Source organism: Chitinophaga rhizophila (assembly GCF_019492185.1).
Classification (GTDB): Bacteria; Bacteroidota; Bacteroidia; order Chitinophagales; family Chitinophagaceae; genus Chitinophaga; species Chitinophaga rhizophila.
On sequence record NZ_JAICCF010000001.1, the window covers coordinates 1,527,741 to 1,543,507 of the forward strand.

The following is a 15,767-nucleotide window of genomic DNA, read 5'->3' on the forward strand; positions in this document are numbered from 1 at the left end:
AATTGGCGTCCGTCCCTTACTTATGTAAGACATGCTTGTTCTATTCGCATGCTACTGTTAGTTAATGGCGACCATGCGCTAATCATCCCAAACAAAGATAAGATTTTAAAAAAGCATTTAAAAGACGGACAGCATCCAATGTAAACCTATTTCAGGACGTTACCCTCCCGCTTTAATCCCCACCATCTTACGTTCATCCTACGTTCCTGAACGTAGGATGAACGTAAGATGGCAAATACCTGATCGAAAAACAGCCATAATATGTTGCAGAAATGCTAAAAATACCGCCTCAAAAGACCACTTATTAAGATTTTATCTATATTCCTGCTTTGAATCAGTAAGAACAGGACAATACACAGGCTTTAACCTGTATTCCAAAATAGTAGTTGTATGCATAAAGTGTTCATTACGGCTACCGGAAAATTCCTACCCAATACACCAATTTCCAATGACAAAATGGAAGATTATCTGGGTAGAATTAACGGCATGCCTTCCCGTACCAAAGATATTTTCCTTAGAAAAAACGGTATCAAATCCCGTTACTATGCACTCGATACCCATCAGCAAACTACCCACCAGGCTTACCAGATGGCGGCAGTAGCTATTGATGACTGCCTTGGTTACGCAGCTGCGGGCAAACAGGACATAGACTTCCTCAGTACTGCTACTACGCAAAGTGATCTGCCTGTACCGGGCTTTGCCAGTATGGTACAGGGAGAAAGTGGTATTGGTACCTGTACCCTGGCTTCACATCAGAGCGTATGTGCCGCCAGTATTATGGCTATACAAAATGCCTGGATGCATGTGCAGGCAGGGCAGGCACGTAATGCGGTTGCCTGCGCTGCAGAGTTACCCAGCAGGATGTTCAAAGCCTCCCGCTTTGCCGGACAGTCCATCGTGGGAGAAGATGCTGCACTGCCTGCAGATATCGACTTCCTCCGCTGGATGCTGAGTGATGGCGCTGGTGCTATGCTGTTACAACCTGCTCCCTCCCGTACCGGCGTATCGCTGGAAGTAGAATGGATAGACCTCCGCTCTTATGCGCACCAGTATGAACTTTGCATGTATACGGGCACGAATAAACAGGCTAACGGCAGCATCACCAAAACGTGGCTGGATTATGAGAGCATGAGTGCGGCCGACAAAGACGGCGCTATTAACCTGAAACAGGACATGCAACTGGTAGACAATATCGTGAAACTGGGCATACAACGTTTCTTTGAACTGGTAGATGAAAACAAAATATCACCGGATGCCATTGACTGGCTGGTATGCCACTATTCTTCCCATCATTTCAGAAAGCAGATTACTGACCTGCTGGAAAAAGGTGGTGTCAATATACCTGCTGAGAAATGGTTCACTAATCTGTACACCGTTGGTAACGTCGGAGCGGCATCTATCTTTGTGATGCTGGATGAATTGTTGCGCAGCGGCAAACTACAGCATGGGCAACAGATACTCTGCATGGTGCCCGAAAGCGGCAGGTTCATTACCGGTTATATGATGCTGCGGGTGGTAGCTCCTGCCAATACTGGCACTGTTACCGAAGATATCGCTACCATCAAAGCGCCTGAGATCAGAACGCAACAGAAACCAGTACAGGAATGGCTGGTAAGGCAACTGACCGGTTTGTGGTTTGACTTTGAACGCTCCCTTCAGCAGGTACCGATCGTAAAGAAAATATTCAACGGCCAACTCACATTGGAAGAATATAAACGCCTGCTGCTGAACCTCCGGCAACAGGTGATAGACGGTTCTCAATGGATCGCCAGGGCCGCTTCCAATGTCAGCATGCAATACTTTCATGTACGTTCTTCCTTTATCCGCCACTCTTCAGATGAACACCGCGACTACCAGATACTGGAGAAGAACTATATCAACTGCGGCGGTAATGAAAAAGACCTTTACACCGGCGAAAAGAACATCGGCAGTGAAGCGCTCAGTGCCTATATGTTCCAACGGGCTAGTCAGCCAGATCCGTTTGACCTGTTAGGCGGTATGTTTATTATCGAAGGACTGGGCAACCGGGTATCGGGGAAATGGGGACGGGCCATTCAGCAACAGCTGCAGCTGAATGCAGATCAGGTATCCTTCTTTATCTATCATGAAAGCAGCGATAGTAATGACAACCACTTTGAAAGGTTCGAGACAGCCATACAATCTGAACTGCTTACACAGGAAATGGCGCAGAAGATCGTTAAGACGGCCAAGGTAGTTGCAAGACTATACCGTATGCAACTCGAAGAACTGGACAATTTCTAAAGATTCTGATATGTTACACACACAAGAATATTATCAGCAGATGCCGCATGACTCCCGTAATCCGAGTCACTGGCATGCGCTGTTCCTTGATAAAAGTATTCCATTCAATCCGGATGCAAAAGCGGCATTCCTGTATGACTCTTCTACCAGGAGCAGGCAGTTCCTCTACCCGGTCATAAAAGCATTTGCGCGCCTCAGCATTGTGCTGATGCAGATATTCAAGATATTTGTACCAAATCTGATCAATGCGCCGAAAATGCTGCATAAAAGCCTTTACTGGGGCATGAAATACTTCATTACCCCGGAGGCCAACTTTCTGATACTACGGCATTTTTACCTGGGGTCTGAAGTACTACGCTTCATTAAGGATAATGTACGTGGTGCGGAAAACATTCCGATGAATCCACTCAAGCCAACGAAGGTGGGCGATGTGAGGGACAATCTGTTCCTGGAACACGATCTGAATCTGTATAACTTCATCATCAATCTCAATAAAGCAATTGATGAAAAAGGTGTAAAGGTCCGCAAACAGGAGACTCCCGATTTCAGTGCTATTTCTGCTACGCCTATACCGTTTGAAAACTTCCGTCACCGGTGGACCAACTTCATTGATCTGGGAACAGCAATAGAGATATTCACACCGGTATATCAGTTCTTTCTGACAGACGCTGATTTCTGGCGGGCAACCAACTCACTGCAACTGGATGAAGTAATAGGAATTTATGCGGCAACGATCATGGATTGTCCGGAGAAATTGACGGCACTGAATAACAAACATCCGATGATACCGCTGCCGATGGCAGGTGCAGCTTTCCGCCTGTTACTACATGGTTTTTCCACAGAAGTGCTGCACGCATTGCTGGTACAGGCCAAACTGGAGCAACAGCGGCAGGCAGCTTAGTAAATATTAAATAATTGCTGCTGTGGAGGTTGTTTTTTATTCGCATCAGGCGATAGGCTATTCTCCAGCTGCAGGATCTTGGATAAGGGTGGTTTAGTGGTAAATATACCAGTAGACTGCCCTTTTCTCATACCTCTCACAAAACAATAGATTACACCCCCAAACTGCTTTTCATAATCGAAAGCAGGCAGACGGCTCTCCAGGTATTTCTTGGCGGCCAGTGTATAAATCAGGTATTGCAGGTGATAGTTATTCTCATTCATGGCTACAGCTACCGCTGCTGGTGTATACTCTTCCGGCGTACCCCCCAGATAGTTAGACTTCCAGTCAAGTATGTAATACCGGCCCTCATGCTCGAAGAATAAGTCCATCTTTCCATTCATGATTCCTTCCAGCTCATGATTGCCATGTTCATGAAAACGGCGTACTACTACACTGGTTCCTTCGTCAGACAGGCCGTTCAGCATATCCGGGAAGAAAGCGGATACCGGGAAATCAAATTCAAATTCTGGTATACGTTTATGCCAGATGATCGCTGACAACGGAAATGTTCGGCCGTCTACCGTAAAGTCAGTTTGCAGTACGTGTTCCAGTAACTGCCGTAACATAGGCCCGTACAGTTCCTGCTGGCCCGGCACAAAGCGGCGTACGGTTTCAGTAATCCATTTCTCCCATCTGCTGTCATCTGAGAAATTAATATTCTCAAACAGGAAGTGCAGCAGATTACCGGTTTTTGCACCACGCTTCAGGGTGTAAAAGATAAATGTTTCATATGGATCTTCCTGTTGCGAGGGTCGTGTTCTGAGGTTATGGGCTGCCTTAGCTGCCAGCATGGTATAACTCATCTTACGCCAGTTCTGCTCCTTTAACACAAAACGCACCGGCGTATTACTATCCAGCGGCGCAAGCGGCAATATATTACGTTGCGCCTGTTGCTCCGGCACCACCGGCGCGCCTTCTTCAAAGCGGATGATGTCCGGTGATGGTGCAGCTGCCTTTAACGCATCTATGAATGTGAGCAGTGTGGATTTACGGTGATAATTGTTCCGGAAAATAAAACACTTATACACTGCACGGGTGATGGCGACATACAACAACCTTCTGTTCTCCTGCTCTGCCTGACGCGCAAAAGAGGTCTGCTGTGCTTCTGTCATACGCTTCTTCTCTACGCCTACATAATCGCCTGTAACAGGATCCCGGAAGCTGAAAAATTCCACGTATTTATTTTCAACAAAGTCCAGATACGGGGCCATCACAATTTTGTATTCCAGCCCCTTACTTTTATGAATAGTCACAATATTCACCGCTTCTTCGTCACTTTCCATACGTTGCTCATACTCATCTCCTTCCGTTGCCATCCCATCTATACCGCGTTTCAGCCATGATACCAGCTCGGACATCGAAAGATTCTTACGGTTCTGTATCTGATGTACCAGCTCTGTCAGCTGAAACAGGTTAGAGATAACGCGCTCGCCGCTTTCCGTATGCGCATGCAGCAATACATTTCTTACATTGAAGTCGGTGACGAAATCCATCATGGCCGTATAGATACCATCCTGCTGCCACCTGTTCTTGTAATTACCGAACAATGCAAGTGTTACCTCATCATCCAGCTTCAGTACCGATTCCAGCTTTAAACCGGTAAAAGGAGATAATAATGCCCTGTTGATAGAAGACCTGTCAGGTGCAAGCATCGCCTCCATCAGGTACAAGAGGTAAGTCGCCTCTTCCGATTGCAACACTTTGGCGTCATCCACGGTTACCGCGGGTACGCCCAGTTTTGCCAGCTGCATCTTCACTTCCCTTCCCTGCCTGCCGGTACGTACCAGTATACCTATATCAGAAGGCTTTACCGCACGTCTTTCTTCGTCTTTTTCAATAAAGTATTCTCCGCTTCTTAAAAGCAATGCTACCTGCGCTGCGACACTTTCTGACAGCTCTGTACTATTAGGCGCATTGAAAATAGAAATAGGGACATCCGGCGTTTCGTTCCTGAGCAACAGGCCCTTAGAATTATGCTCCGGACTATCCACCCTGATATAGTTGATAGCACTATCTTCTCCGCTGAAATAAAAGGTATCAAAGTCTGCTTCCGGCAAAAAGAACGTGTTCATTGCTTCAATGAACGGCTCGGATGAGCGGAAGTTGTGGTTCATCCCATATACATGCTGTACAGTGTTCCTGGCTTTGAAGTAAGTAAAGATGTCGGCCTTACGCCATGCGTAAATACTCTGTTTTGGATCTCCGATATAAAAGAGGATGGTATTTTCTCCGAATGCCTGCTCGAAGATCTCATACTGCATCCTGTCAGTATCCTGAAATTCATCTACAAACACCGCTTTATACTTCTCTCTTAATACTTCTTCCAGTCTGGGATTCTTTTTATCTACCAATGCTTTATGCAGGTTGGTGATCATATCGTCATAGCTCAGCAGGTTATTCCGTTTCTTAAACCCTTTCACGCCTGCTGCTATCTCTTCTATAGCAAAGCAATACAGTCTGCTGGTTACCTGTTGTACAATAGCTTTACGCTCTTCATCTATCACCGCCACCTGATCCATCAGTTCAAGCATATCTGGTAGTAACGTGGCGATATACTTGGCGGTATTTCTTTTATCAGCTACGGCTTTTATAAACTGCTCCGGGTCTTTCACAAAGGGCAGCAAGGCTGTTTTCGCGTACCTGTTCCCTTCACATAGGCCTGTTAACCGCTCCTTGCCATCACAAACATAGTCCAGTAATGTCTGTTCCGCGGCAGCCTTCCTTTCATCAATCGTTTCGAGCTGTTCTAACCACTCTTCCTGTTCTTTCTGCCTGATGGCATAGCGCGTACCCGGCTGATATGCATAATAACGTTTGCCACCCATATGTTCATTGAGTGCAACATTGATATGCTCCATCATATCCGGTTCCCATATTTTCTCTAACAGCCGTATCTGCAGGGTAGTAACGTGTTTACGCCAGAATTTCTGTACTTCTTCTGCGATCAGTGTTTTTGTATCCTGGATCATCTCAGCGCCAAACAGCTGATCTGTTTCAAACGCAAATTCATTGAGTGTCTTCTGGCAGAAGCTATGGATAGTCAGTACTGCTGTTTCATCCAGAAACAATACTGCGTCACGCACCTGTTGCTGCACTACTTCCAGTCCGTTACGATCTACGGCTTCTGCTACTATCCTGAAAATATTCTCGTCTTTTATTTCCTGTCCGGTAGTCAGTTTGTGGGCTGTACGCACAAACAGCCGGATACGTTCTTCCAGTTCGGCTACGGCGGCTTTGGTAAAAGTTACCATCAGGATTTCTCTGATAGAAAGCGCGTTCTCCAGTATCAATCTCAATACGAGAATGGCAATAGAATACGTTTTTCCGGTACCCGCACTGGCCTCTATCAGGTTACTATCCTGCAGGGGCACGGTAGCCGCATCAAAATCCTGATAATTGATATGTTCGCGCATGTGTTGTTTGGCTGTATTAATTGTAATAACCCGGAATTATTTCCGCGAGTGGCAGCAATACATGACTGCAGATCACTTTATACATATCCAGTGTGGTTTCTTCCTTGAAAAAACCATTTTCATATTCCCGGGAAATGTAGGGATCAATGGTGATATCGTCTCCTTTGTCCAGCGCCTTCTCCACTTTCTTACTGAATTTAGCAAAATCCAGCTCTGCGACATCTGCAGGTTTTATGTCAAAGTCAGGATAGAACGGAGTGATGCTGTCAAAACCTTCCTTGAATATCCTGACCAGTGCCTTTAATCTTTTCAATGCTTCCTCCTGCGTGAGCGGCATCGCTTCAAATGCTTCTTTTTTAGTAGCACCTGAAATGAAATACATGCCTGTCAATACGCCTGCCGCCCGCCCGGCAAGATAACGGATATATGCTTCCATCAGGTACTTATCTTCCCTTTTGGACCAGGACACCTGTACCAGCTTATTATCAAACACACTATGAATCGTCCCTTTCAGCAAAGTACCCGCTATATCCAGGTTTATCTGCACAGCAGTTTCTTCTGCTCCGTTGATACACATTCTGAACTTTTCCCTGACAGGATTGACCTCTGCCTCTATCTGCTGCAACGCTACATAGGCCATATTCTTTAATGGCAAACGCCCTGTCTTCACCAACCGGATCTTCATATTGGCAATGGCGTTGCTATCCATCTGCAACAGTTCATTTTTCAGATTCCATTTCTGCAGACTATCCAGGTGGAATATTTCTGTTTCATTCAGCAGTACCTGTTCATCATTATAGTAGATGCCTAATACTTTATTATAATAAGCCTTAAAAGGGTTTTTGAAGAAGCGTACCAGTTCATCCAGGTCAATCTCCTCCATTGTTACCTGCTCTACTACTTTGTCAGCACGTGTAATAGTACGTTCTGCCACTGCACTGTTCAGGTAACTATATAACCGCTCATCTCCCAACCCGTATTTTCTACTGAATCCCTGCAATGGTTGCCGGGTAACAAGTTTATCCCGCACATGCTCGGGGTCTTCACAACCGGATTCTATATAGTCCAGCAGTTCATCAACAAGTGCGGAAGGCGGCATACGGCTGTTATCTTTAGCGCTTTGACCTACGTAACTGATATACAGATATTGCCTTGCCGACAATACCGTTTCCAGGAACAGGTGCTTATCATTGTCCTTCACATTACGATCGCCTTTCTGTTTGTTCTTCTCCATCAGGTTGAATCCTACAGGTTGCTCGCGGCGTGGAAACTTGTCATAGTCCAGCCCCAGCATAGCAACAACCCTGAAAGGAATACTACGCATAGGAATCAGGGAACAGAAAGTAATACCGCCATTCACGAAGAGGCCACTTCGCGTAGTGCCGGTCAGTGTTTGCAGGAAACTGTGGCTGAATACATCAAAAGCGACAGTGTCGCTCATATATTCGTTCAGCAGGTTGTAGTCAGACAACTGCTGCATCAGTGTATTATAGTCTTCATCTACTTCCTCTTCCGGCTCATACACCATGTTGTGTAGGAGGTTTTCAATATAGGCCACCCATCCGCTGATGCTACGGTCTTTTTTACGTTCTTCTATAGCAGACATCAGCACTTCGGCAAAGTGGCAGAAACGGATGACTTCCAGGCTATCGCTGCCTTCCAGTATATCCAGCGGGAAAAAGCTTTCATCTCCCTTACCATATTCCTGGTCTCCACTCATGCAGATGCCAAACATGATACGCCTGATGCCGTATTTCCAGCTAACAAGAAAAGTTTCATCTTCTTTCGCACCATAAATCCCAAAACGGATATTGGCCTGATCCACTACATGACGGATCAGGGGTACATTGTTAATACCAAAGCGTTTACGCACATAAGAAGAGTCGAGCAACTGCAACACTTCCTCTGCCTTGAAATTATCTTCATTTAACCGCAGGATGGCATGCACGGCATTGAACAGGTTATCACTGTCAGCATAACTTTCATCTGCTATCGTATAACGGAATTTATACGGGGCATTATTGAAGATTGCTTTGATATAGGGTGCATACACATCGATGTCTCTTACCATGACTACAATATCACGTGGAGACAATGTCTGCCTTTTTTTATCTACCAGGTGTACAAGATAGTTGTACAGTACCTCTACTTCCCTGGCTACGGTATAACAGTTGTTGATTGTGATAGAACCATCTTCCAGATCTTCCGGGAAGATCGGATTACGCTGATTGTTAGCATTGTGGTAGATATCATTTTGAATCTTGTTCAGCAACGTATCAGGCTCCGGTTCTACCAGTCCTTCAGTTTCATATCCATTGATGAATGCGTCATATTTAAAGAAGAGTCCGAAGGTATCCTGTACTACCCTGCCCCAGCCCATTAGTAATGGATTACCGGCTACATCATCTTCATGAACAGGTCTGCCTTTCTGTCTCCAGCGAGCCTGTTGTTTTTCACTCTTATCTTCAAACCAGAATAGTTCAGGAGTAGGGTTGATGATATGAAAATGGATATCGATAAATGCTGACAACTCATGCAATATCTGTACGTGATACGCCGTGATAATGGAGAGACCGAACAGGTGTACGGTATGCATCCGTTGGGACAGCATGGCCTGCTGATCAGGATTTTTGAGCATGTCCAGGATGTGCTGGCCAACAATGGTTTTATCAGGTAAAGCGTGACCGGAAACCTTTTTGGCTTCTACCCACAGGTATTGTTGCCAGTCCACTTTTGCTAATGGATCTTCAGGTGGCGCGTTCCATACATTGATCATTTCAGGACGATAGATCTGGTACTGGTCAAAAAGATCGGCCGTCTTTTCTGCCAGTGCCATTCTTTTCAAGTCGCTGTCAGGTTCTGTTGTATGATAATAAGTGGCCACAGCGGGATACGTTTCACGGAAGATTTCTTCGCCCAGCAGTTTGTATAACAGCCAGGTCAGATTTCTGCCGGAGAGCATCTCTGAATATTGACCTTCCATCAGGAAATAGATCTGATGGATCAGGTCATTCGGTTTCAGGAAACGGCAATTGGCAGCAATACCCAGGTAGGCTGCCAGCTGTAGTTTAAGCCAGTTATTCATACCTTCCGTCTGTGTAACGATCAGGTGTTGTTCAAATACCTGGCTATTGGAGGCTTTAAGTGTGTGTGCCAGACCCCTGGACAAATTCTCCAGGGAGTTGGACACTCTCAGATATAGTGCCATACTAGTTATTCAATTATCAGGGGCGGTCGTCCACAAAGCGCTGTGCGATACCCGAAGCTCTTTCTACAAAACGGGCGGCTGTCTGCATCAGTACATCTTCTGTTGCCTGAACATATACCTGCTGTTTGGCCCGTGTTACACCTGTATACAGCAACTCGCGCGTCAGGATGGGCACATCTCTGGCATGTGGCAGAATGACCATTACTTCTTTAAATTCAGAACCCTGGCTTTTATGGATGGTCATGGCAAACACCGTTTCTGCTTCTGTCAGGTAACCTGGCAATATTGCTTTGAGGTCGCCGTTACTGTCTTCAAACCATGCCATCAATATACCCTGTTCATCTGTACGGATGATGCCCGTATCACCGTTGAACAGGCCGTGTTCATAATAGTTGCGTGTCAGGATAATAGGTCTGTTCTCGTAAAATTCTGCATTTACACGGATCAGTCTTTTATCATGCAATATCTTTTCTATATTCCTGTTAATAGCATACAATCCTTCCTCACCATCCCTGATGGCGCATAGCACCCGCAAGTCGTTCAGCAGCGCTAATGCCTTACGGATATCCTTTTCTACAATAAAGGCGCTATAACCGGCTACAAAGTTGGCAAACAGTTCTTTGGAATAAATCTGGTCAATCATCACCTGTTCATCTGCATCCGGCAGTAAGAAGCCTTTAATGGCAGCCTGGTCATTGTTAATGATGGCCTTACTGAATTTACCAATTCCTTTGTCTCCACTGAAACGGTGGCTACGGCGAAGTTCTACCAGGTGCTGGAACAGCGGATGCGTATCCTGCGCCTTTATATGTGTAGCAGGTATCTTCCGGCGCTCATCTGGTATAAAAGAATTGATGAGTGACAACCGTTCTGCGGTGAACATATTCAATGCTTCCTGTGCCTGACAGAGATCGCCGAATAAGCTACCTGCTTCTACTGACGCCAGCTGATCTTTATCTCCCAGCAATATCAGCCTGGTACCTTTACCCACTGCCGCAAGGAGTTTGGCAAAGAGCGCCACATCAATCATCGAACATTCATCAATGATGATCACATCGTAGTTGAGTGGGTTGTCGGCATTGTATACGAAGTAAGGACTATCTTTCTTTGAACGGAGCAGGCGGTGTATGGTACTGGGTGCCAGGCGCTGGAACTGTGCAGTGATAGCGTCGTCTACCGGCAGATCGGTATTTCTGAGACTTTCTGCCATACGGGCAGCGGCCTTTCCGGTAGGTGCGGCAAGCGCCACTTTCAACTGAGGATCCAGGTGGTATAGGATGGCCAGTATTTTTGCTACTGTGGTTGTCTTTCCCGTACCGGGACCGCCGGTGATGATAGTAAAGTTATTCAGCACACCTGTTACTGCGGCACTCAGTTGCCAGTCAGCCGGGTCGCCTCCATCGGCAGTAAATGCAGGACCCGCAGCAAAAAGATTACTGATAAATGCACGGTTGGTCTCCAGCATTTTCAACCTGTCGGCCAGCACTTCTTTTTCAGTATCCAGAAACTGATAGATACGTTGCAGGAAAGTCGTCTCATACCTAAAGTAACGCTGGAGATATAAGCGCTCCTGATATAATACAAAAGGCTGACTGTCCTGTCCATCTTTTGCTACGAGGGGAATCTGCCGCAAAGATTTGCTGCCTGCAGGCAGGTGTTCACAGAATGCAGGCAGATCAGTGGTTTTGTCTACCGGCTTATCCAGGTGCAGGCAGATATGCCCTTCGCTGAGTTTCCTCGAAAGCAGGTAAGCATACGGCTTTAAAGCCGGCATCTGAAAGTATTCTGCAAATTGCTGATGAACGTCGTTGATTGTATGCATATCTCGTCGGCCTCCCCCACGGAGGCAATCTGTGAAATTACGACTTTTATGTGGTTGCATACAAAAAAGAGGCGCCCTGTAAGAGCGCCTCCTGTCAAACTATCAGGCTGACAATATTTTATCCGGTGTGATGGGTAATTCCCTGATACGCTTTCCGGTAGCATTATACACCGCATTGGCGACTGCAGCCGAAAATCCTATGAGGGCAATTTCTCCCATACCCTTGGACCCCATCGGATTACTATATGGATCAGGTTCATCGATAAAGATCGTTTCAATATGCGGCACGTCTGCGCTTACCGGTACATGATAGTCGCCGAGGTTCTTATTCACCATACGTCCGAACCGGTGATCAATTACACCTTCTTCCATCAGCGCCATACCAATACCACCGGTTACACCACCTATCATCTGACTGGCAGCAGTCTTCGGACTTACAATCCTGCCGGAGTCTGCTACTGTTACTACTCTCTTTACACGTACTACACCGGTTAAAGGATGCACCCTGACTTCAGCAAAGTGAATAGAGAATGAATACATGGAATATTTCTGCTGCTCAGGCCCTCCTTTTGAGGACTTCGTAATTTCAAAGAACTGTTTGTTGCTGGCAGCTAACACCTGTGGCAGACCAGCCGATTTGCCGGCTGCTGGTTTTACGGCACCGTCTTCAAAGGTCAGACCGGCATCCGCCAATACGCCTTTCAGGGCCATACAGGCGTCATATACCGCTGACCCTACGGATGATACCGTAGCTGATCCTCCCTGACTGCCAGACGGCGGCAAAGCTGCATCTCCCAGCTCAAAACGGATCTGTTTGATGGGCAGTCCTGTTACTTCATGCGCTATTTGTACCATAGCAGTACTGGTTCCCGGACCAATGTCGCTGGTGGCGCTTTGTAATACCAGTGTTCCATCTGCATTGAGCTGCGCACGGCAGGTAGACTCGCCGCGATGTGCCCCGAATACGCCCGTACTCATACCATAACCCACCAGCCATTCCCCATCTTTCACAGCGCCGGGTGTAGCATTGCGTTTGCTCCATCCGATCTTTTCACTACCCAGCTGATATGCTTTTTTAAGATTATTACTTGAGAAAGGTTTATTCTTCTCAGGGTCTGTCAGCGTAAAGTTCTTCACCCGAAACTCCACAGGATCCATATTTACCTTGTGTGCCATTTCATCAATAGCGGATTCCAGTGCAAATGCGCCGGTTGCTTCACCAGGACCCCGCATCCAGATGGGTACGCCTCTATCCAGCGGCACAATGCGATATTTGGTAGTCACGTTCGGACATGCATACATAAAACGTGTCATGGCAACAGTACCTTCCGTAAAGTCATCGTAACTGGCTGTTTCAGCCGTCGCTTCATGATAGATACCCTGCAGCTGCCCATCTTTGTTTGCCCCCATACTGATGCGCTGTATGGTGTAAGGGCGGTGTCCTACCAGATTAAACATCTGCTCTCGCGTCATGACCAGTTTAACAGGCTTTTTCAGCTGACGGGCGGCAGCTACTACAGCTACTTCCTGGGGCCAGGTACGTAAGCCCATACCGAAACCGCCACCTACAAATTCACTATGTACGCTTACATTTTTCTCTTCCAGTTTAAACGCGCCTGCCAGTGTACGCTGAGTGGCTTTTACACCCTGCGTTTTTGCATAGACAGTTACTTTGTCTTCCCCTTCCCATATAGCAAGAATGCCGGCGAGTTCCATCGGGTTATGCACTTCTACCGGTACGGTATAATCTGCTTCCAGGGTTACCGGCGCAGTCTTATGCGCCTCTTTGTTGTCTCCTCTGGAATAGTCACCAAAGCGGCCTGGCATAGCAGCCTTCTCTGTGTTTTTCAGGAGGTCAGTCTGATGAGTAGCTTTATTGTAAGTCGCTTTTACGAGGGAAGCGGCGTATTGTGCGCGTTCCAGCGTATCAGCTATTACCAGCGCTATTGGCTGACCATTGAATAGTATTTTATTACTGCCGAGTATCTGATATTTCTCTCCACCGGAAGGCGGCTTCGCATTCGGGTTAGCGGGGTTAGCCCAGCCCGGAATAACAGGCATATTCAGGTGAGTGAATACTGCCAGTACCCCAGGAGCACGTTCAGCATCTTTTGTATTGATCGTATTGATGGTACCGCGGGTAATTGCACTGGTCACCAGCACACAGTAAGTCACACCAGGCACTTCAAACTCTGCGAAGTACTTCGCCTTTCCTGTAACTTTGGCTCTGCCGTCTACCCTGTTCAGCGGTTCACTTTTTTTATCTGTTCCCATTCTACGGGTTTTAAGTAGTTAGATATTACCGTTTGCAGCGGCCAGTTTCAGTGCTTCCACAATAGTATTTGGCGCTAGCGTTAATTTATAGGCATTGCCTTCTTCTGCTTTTGCCTGTGCCATGGTCAGGCGGGCGGCTTCTCTGAAGTGCTCTTCTGTAGCCGGCTTGCCTTTGAGATAAGCTTCTGCTTCTTTTAACCGCCAGGGTTTGTGTGCAACACCACCCATTGCTATCCTCACATCAGCAATGTTATTGCCTTTGAGTGATAGCGCCACACCGGCAGAAACGAGTGCAAACGCGTAAGATGCACGGTCGCGTACTTTGAGATAATGTGTTTGTTGCAACGCATCATTGAAAGGAATATCTACCGCTGTGATCAGCTCTCCACGTTGCAAAGTATTATCTATTTCAGGCGTATCACCCGGCAACCGGTGAAATTCACCAAAAGATATTTTCCGCTCTCCCTTTGCACCTGTTACTGTTATTACAGCATCAAGTGCAGTCAGTGCTACGCACATATCACTGGGATGTACTGCAATACACTTATCGCTTGCGCCGAATATGGCGTGCATACGGCTAAAACCGCCTATTGCGCCACAGCCTGAACCCGGATTTCTTTTATTGCAGGGTAATGCTGTATCGTAGAAGTAATGGCATCGTGTACGCTGCATCATATTACCGCCTACTGTTGCCATATTCCTCAGCTGCGGCGAAGCGCCTGCATTTAATGCCTGCGACAACAAAGGGAAGTGCTTTAACACCAGCGGATGTTCTGCAACAGCAGTATTCTTAGCCAGTGCGCCGATACGGAGCCCAGTCTTAGTTGCTTCAATAGTAGCTAATGGCACACGGGTAATATCCACCAGCCGCTCAGGATTGGTAACACCGCTTTTCATCAGATCCACCAGGTTAGTACCACCTGCAAGGAACATAGCTGTCTTATCTTTGGATAATTCGCTGATAGCAGCCTTACCGGAAGTGACTCTTACATAACTGAACTGTTTCATACCTTCTTCCCTCCCTGTTTTACGTCCATGATGGCATCCACGATATTGGAATAAGCACCGCAACGGCAGATGTTACCGCTCATATATTCCCTGATCTCATCAGGCGTATCAGCATGTCCTTCCCTGATGCAACATATTGCAGACATGATCTGTCCCGGCGTGCAGTAACCACACTGAAAACCATCATGCTCCAGGAATGCTTCCTGCATAGGATGAAGCTCGTCGCCCTTTGCCAGTCCTTCTATTGTTGTTACATCACGGCCTTCGGTTGTCACTGCCAACGTCAGACAGGCATTTACCCGCTCGCCATCAATGTGCACGGTACACGCACCACACTGGCCATGATCACAGCCTTTCTTGGTACCTGTCAGCTGCAGCCGCTCCCGCAGTAGATCCAGCAGTGTAACACGCGGTTCTATCCTGACACTTTGCTTTACACCATTAATGGTTACATTCAGCGGCATGGTTTCGATGGTAGCTGCTATCTTTTCATCAAGCCCCTTTTCAGCAGCCTTGATCACAGTCTCCGGCGCAAGGGCCATAGCAGTCATCAATGAGGTTCGTTTGAGGAAGGAGCGCCGGGAAGTGCCCGAATGCTCTTCGTTCATGAGTTGGTCATCCTTCATATTGCTTCGTTATCAGTTTGACAGTATTTCTGTTTCCTTATCGTTCAATTAGTTCGCTTACGTTGCAGTCTTATGTTAATATACCACAACTTCATGAGTCAGGGTACATTTACCATAAAAAGCGTTATCTTCGTTCACACATAACGTAATTTACCTACTTAAAATAATCTGGCGCATAGCTAATTGCCGCTAAAAATATACCGGAACTTTT

General features: G+C 46.7%; 8 protein-coding genes. 2 read left to right on the top strand and 6 right to left on the bottom strand.

Annotated features, from left to right (window positions below; genetic code table 11):
* Positions 1-390: 390 nt before the first annotated feature.
* The gene (locus tag K1Y79_RS05660; protein ID WP_220249023.1) at positions 391-2,262 is read left to right on the top strand and encodes a beta-ketoacyl-ACP synthase III; all 1,872 of its coding nucleotides are present in this window, start codon (positions 391-393) and stop codon (positions 2,260-2,262) included.
* A 10-nt stretch (positions 2,263-2,272) separates the two neighbouring features.
* Positions 2,273-3,163 (top strand): DUF6999 family protein, encoded by an 891-nt coding sequence (locus K1Y79_RS05665; protein ID WP_220249024.1) that lies wholly within the window; start codon positions 2,273-2,275, stop codon positions 3,161-3,163.
* Here K1Y79_RS05665 and recB read toward each other — a convergent pair.
* The 6 genes from recB to K1Y79_RS05695 form a co-directional block, all read right to left on the bottom strand.
* Complete coding sequence (gene recB / locus K1Y79_RS05670) at positions 3,160-6,618, bottom strand: exodeoxyribonuclease V subunit beta (RefSeq protein ID WP_220249025.1); 3,459 nt, start codon at positions 6,616-6,618, stop codon at positions 3,160-3,162. The two genes, K1Y79_RS05665 and recB, sit on opposite strands and share 4 nt — an antisense overlap.
* Before the next feature lie 16 nt (positions 6,619-6,634).
* Positions 6,635-9,826, bottom strand: a complete 3,192-nt coding sequence (recC, locus tag K1Y79_RS05675; protein ID WP_220249026.1) for an exodeoxyribonuclease V subunit gamma — start codon at positions 9,824-9,826, stop codon at positions 6,635-6,637.
* A gap of 16 nt (positions 9,827-9,842) precedes the next feature.
* Positions 9,843-11,648: an exodeoxyribonuclease V subunit alpha gene (recD, locus tag K1Y79_RS05680; RefSeq protein WP_220249027.1), complete on the bottom strand. Its 1,806-nt coding sequence runs from the start codon at positions 11,646-11,648 to the stop codon at positions 9,843-9,845.
* Between the two features lie 102 nt (positions 11,649-11,750).
* Complete coding sequence (locus K1Y79_RS05685) at positions 11,751-13,922, bottom strand: xanthine dehydrogenase family protein molybdopterin-binding subunit (protein ID WP_220249028.1); 2,172 nt, start codon at positions 13,920-13,922, stop codon at positions 11,751-11,753.
* Between the two features lie 18 nt (positions 13,923-13,940).
* Entirely contained in the window at positions 13,941-14,930 is a 990-nt protein-coding gene (locus tag K1Y79_RS05690; RefSeq protein ID WP_220249029.1) for an FAD binding domain-containing protein, read from the bottom strand.
* Positions 14,927-15,556: a (2Fe-2S)-binding protein gene (locus tag K1Y79_RS05695; RefSeq protein WP_220249030.1), complete on the bottom strand. Its 630-nt coding sequence runs from the start codon at positions 15,554-15,556 to the stop codon at positions 14,927-14,929. The genes K1Y79_RS05690 and K1Y79_RS05695 overlap by 4 nt, the downstream gene beginning before the upstream one ends.
* Between the last annotated feature and the right edge of the window lie 211 nt (positions 15,557-15,767).

What these genes read in the sequence shown, in the direction of transcription:
- K1Y79_RS05660 (WP_220249023.1), top strand. Translation starts at nt 391, where the DNA reads ATGCATAAAGTGTTCATTACGGCTACCGGAAAATTCCTACCCAATACA.
- K1Y79_RS05665 (WP_220249024.1), top strand. Translation starts at nt 2,273, where the DNA reads ATGTTACACACACAAGAATATTATCAGCAGATGCCGCATGACTCCCGT.
- recB (WP_220249025.1), bottom strand. Translation starts at nt 6,618, where the DNA reads ATGCGCGAACATATCAATTATCAGGATTTTGATGCGGCTACCGTGCCC.
- recC (WP_220249026.1), bottom strand. Translation starts at nt 9,826, where the DNA reads ATGGCACTATATCTGAGAGTGTCCAACTCCCTGGAGAATTTGTCCAGG.
- recD (WP_220249027.1), bottom strand. Translation starts at nt 11,648, where the DNA reads ATGCATACAATCAACGACGTTCATCAGCAATTTGCAGAATACTTTCAG.
- K1Y79_RS05685 (WP_220249028.1), bottom strand. Translation starts at nt 13,922, where the DNA reads ATGGGAACAGATAAAAAAAGTGAACCGCTGAACAGGGTAGACGGCAGA.
- K1Y79_RS05690 (WP_220249029.1), bottom strand. Translation starts at nt 14,930, where the DNA reads ATGAAACAGTTCAGTTATGTAAGAGTCACTTCCGGTAAGGCTGCTATC.
- K1Y79_RS05695 (WP_220249030.1), bottom strand. Translation starts at nt 15,556, where the DNA reads ATGAAGGATGACCAACTCATGAACGAAGAGCATTCGGGCACTTCCCGG.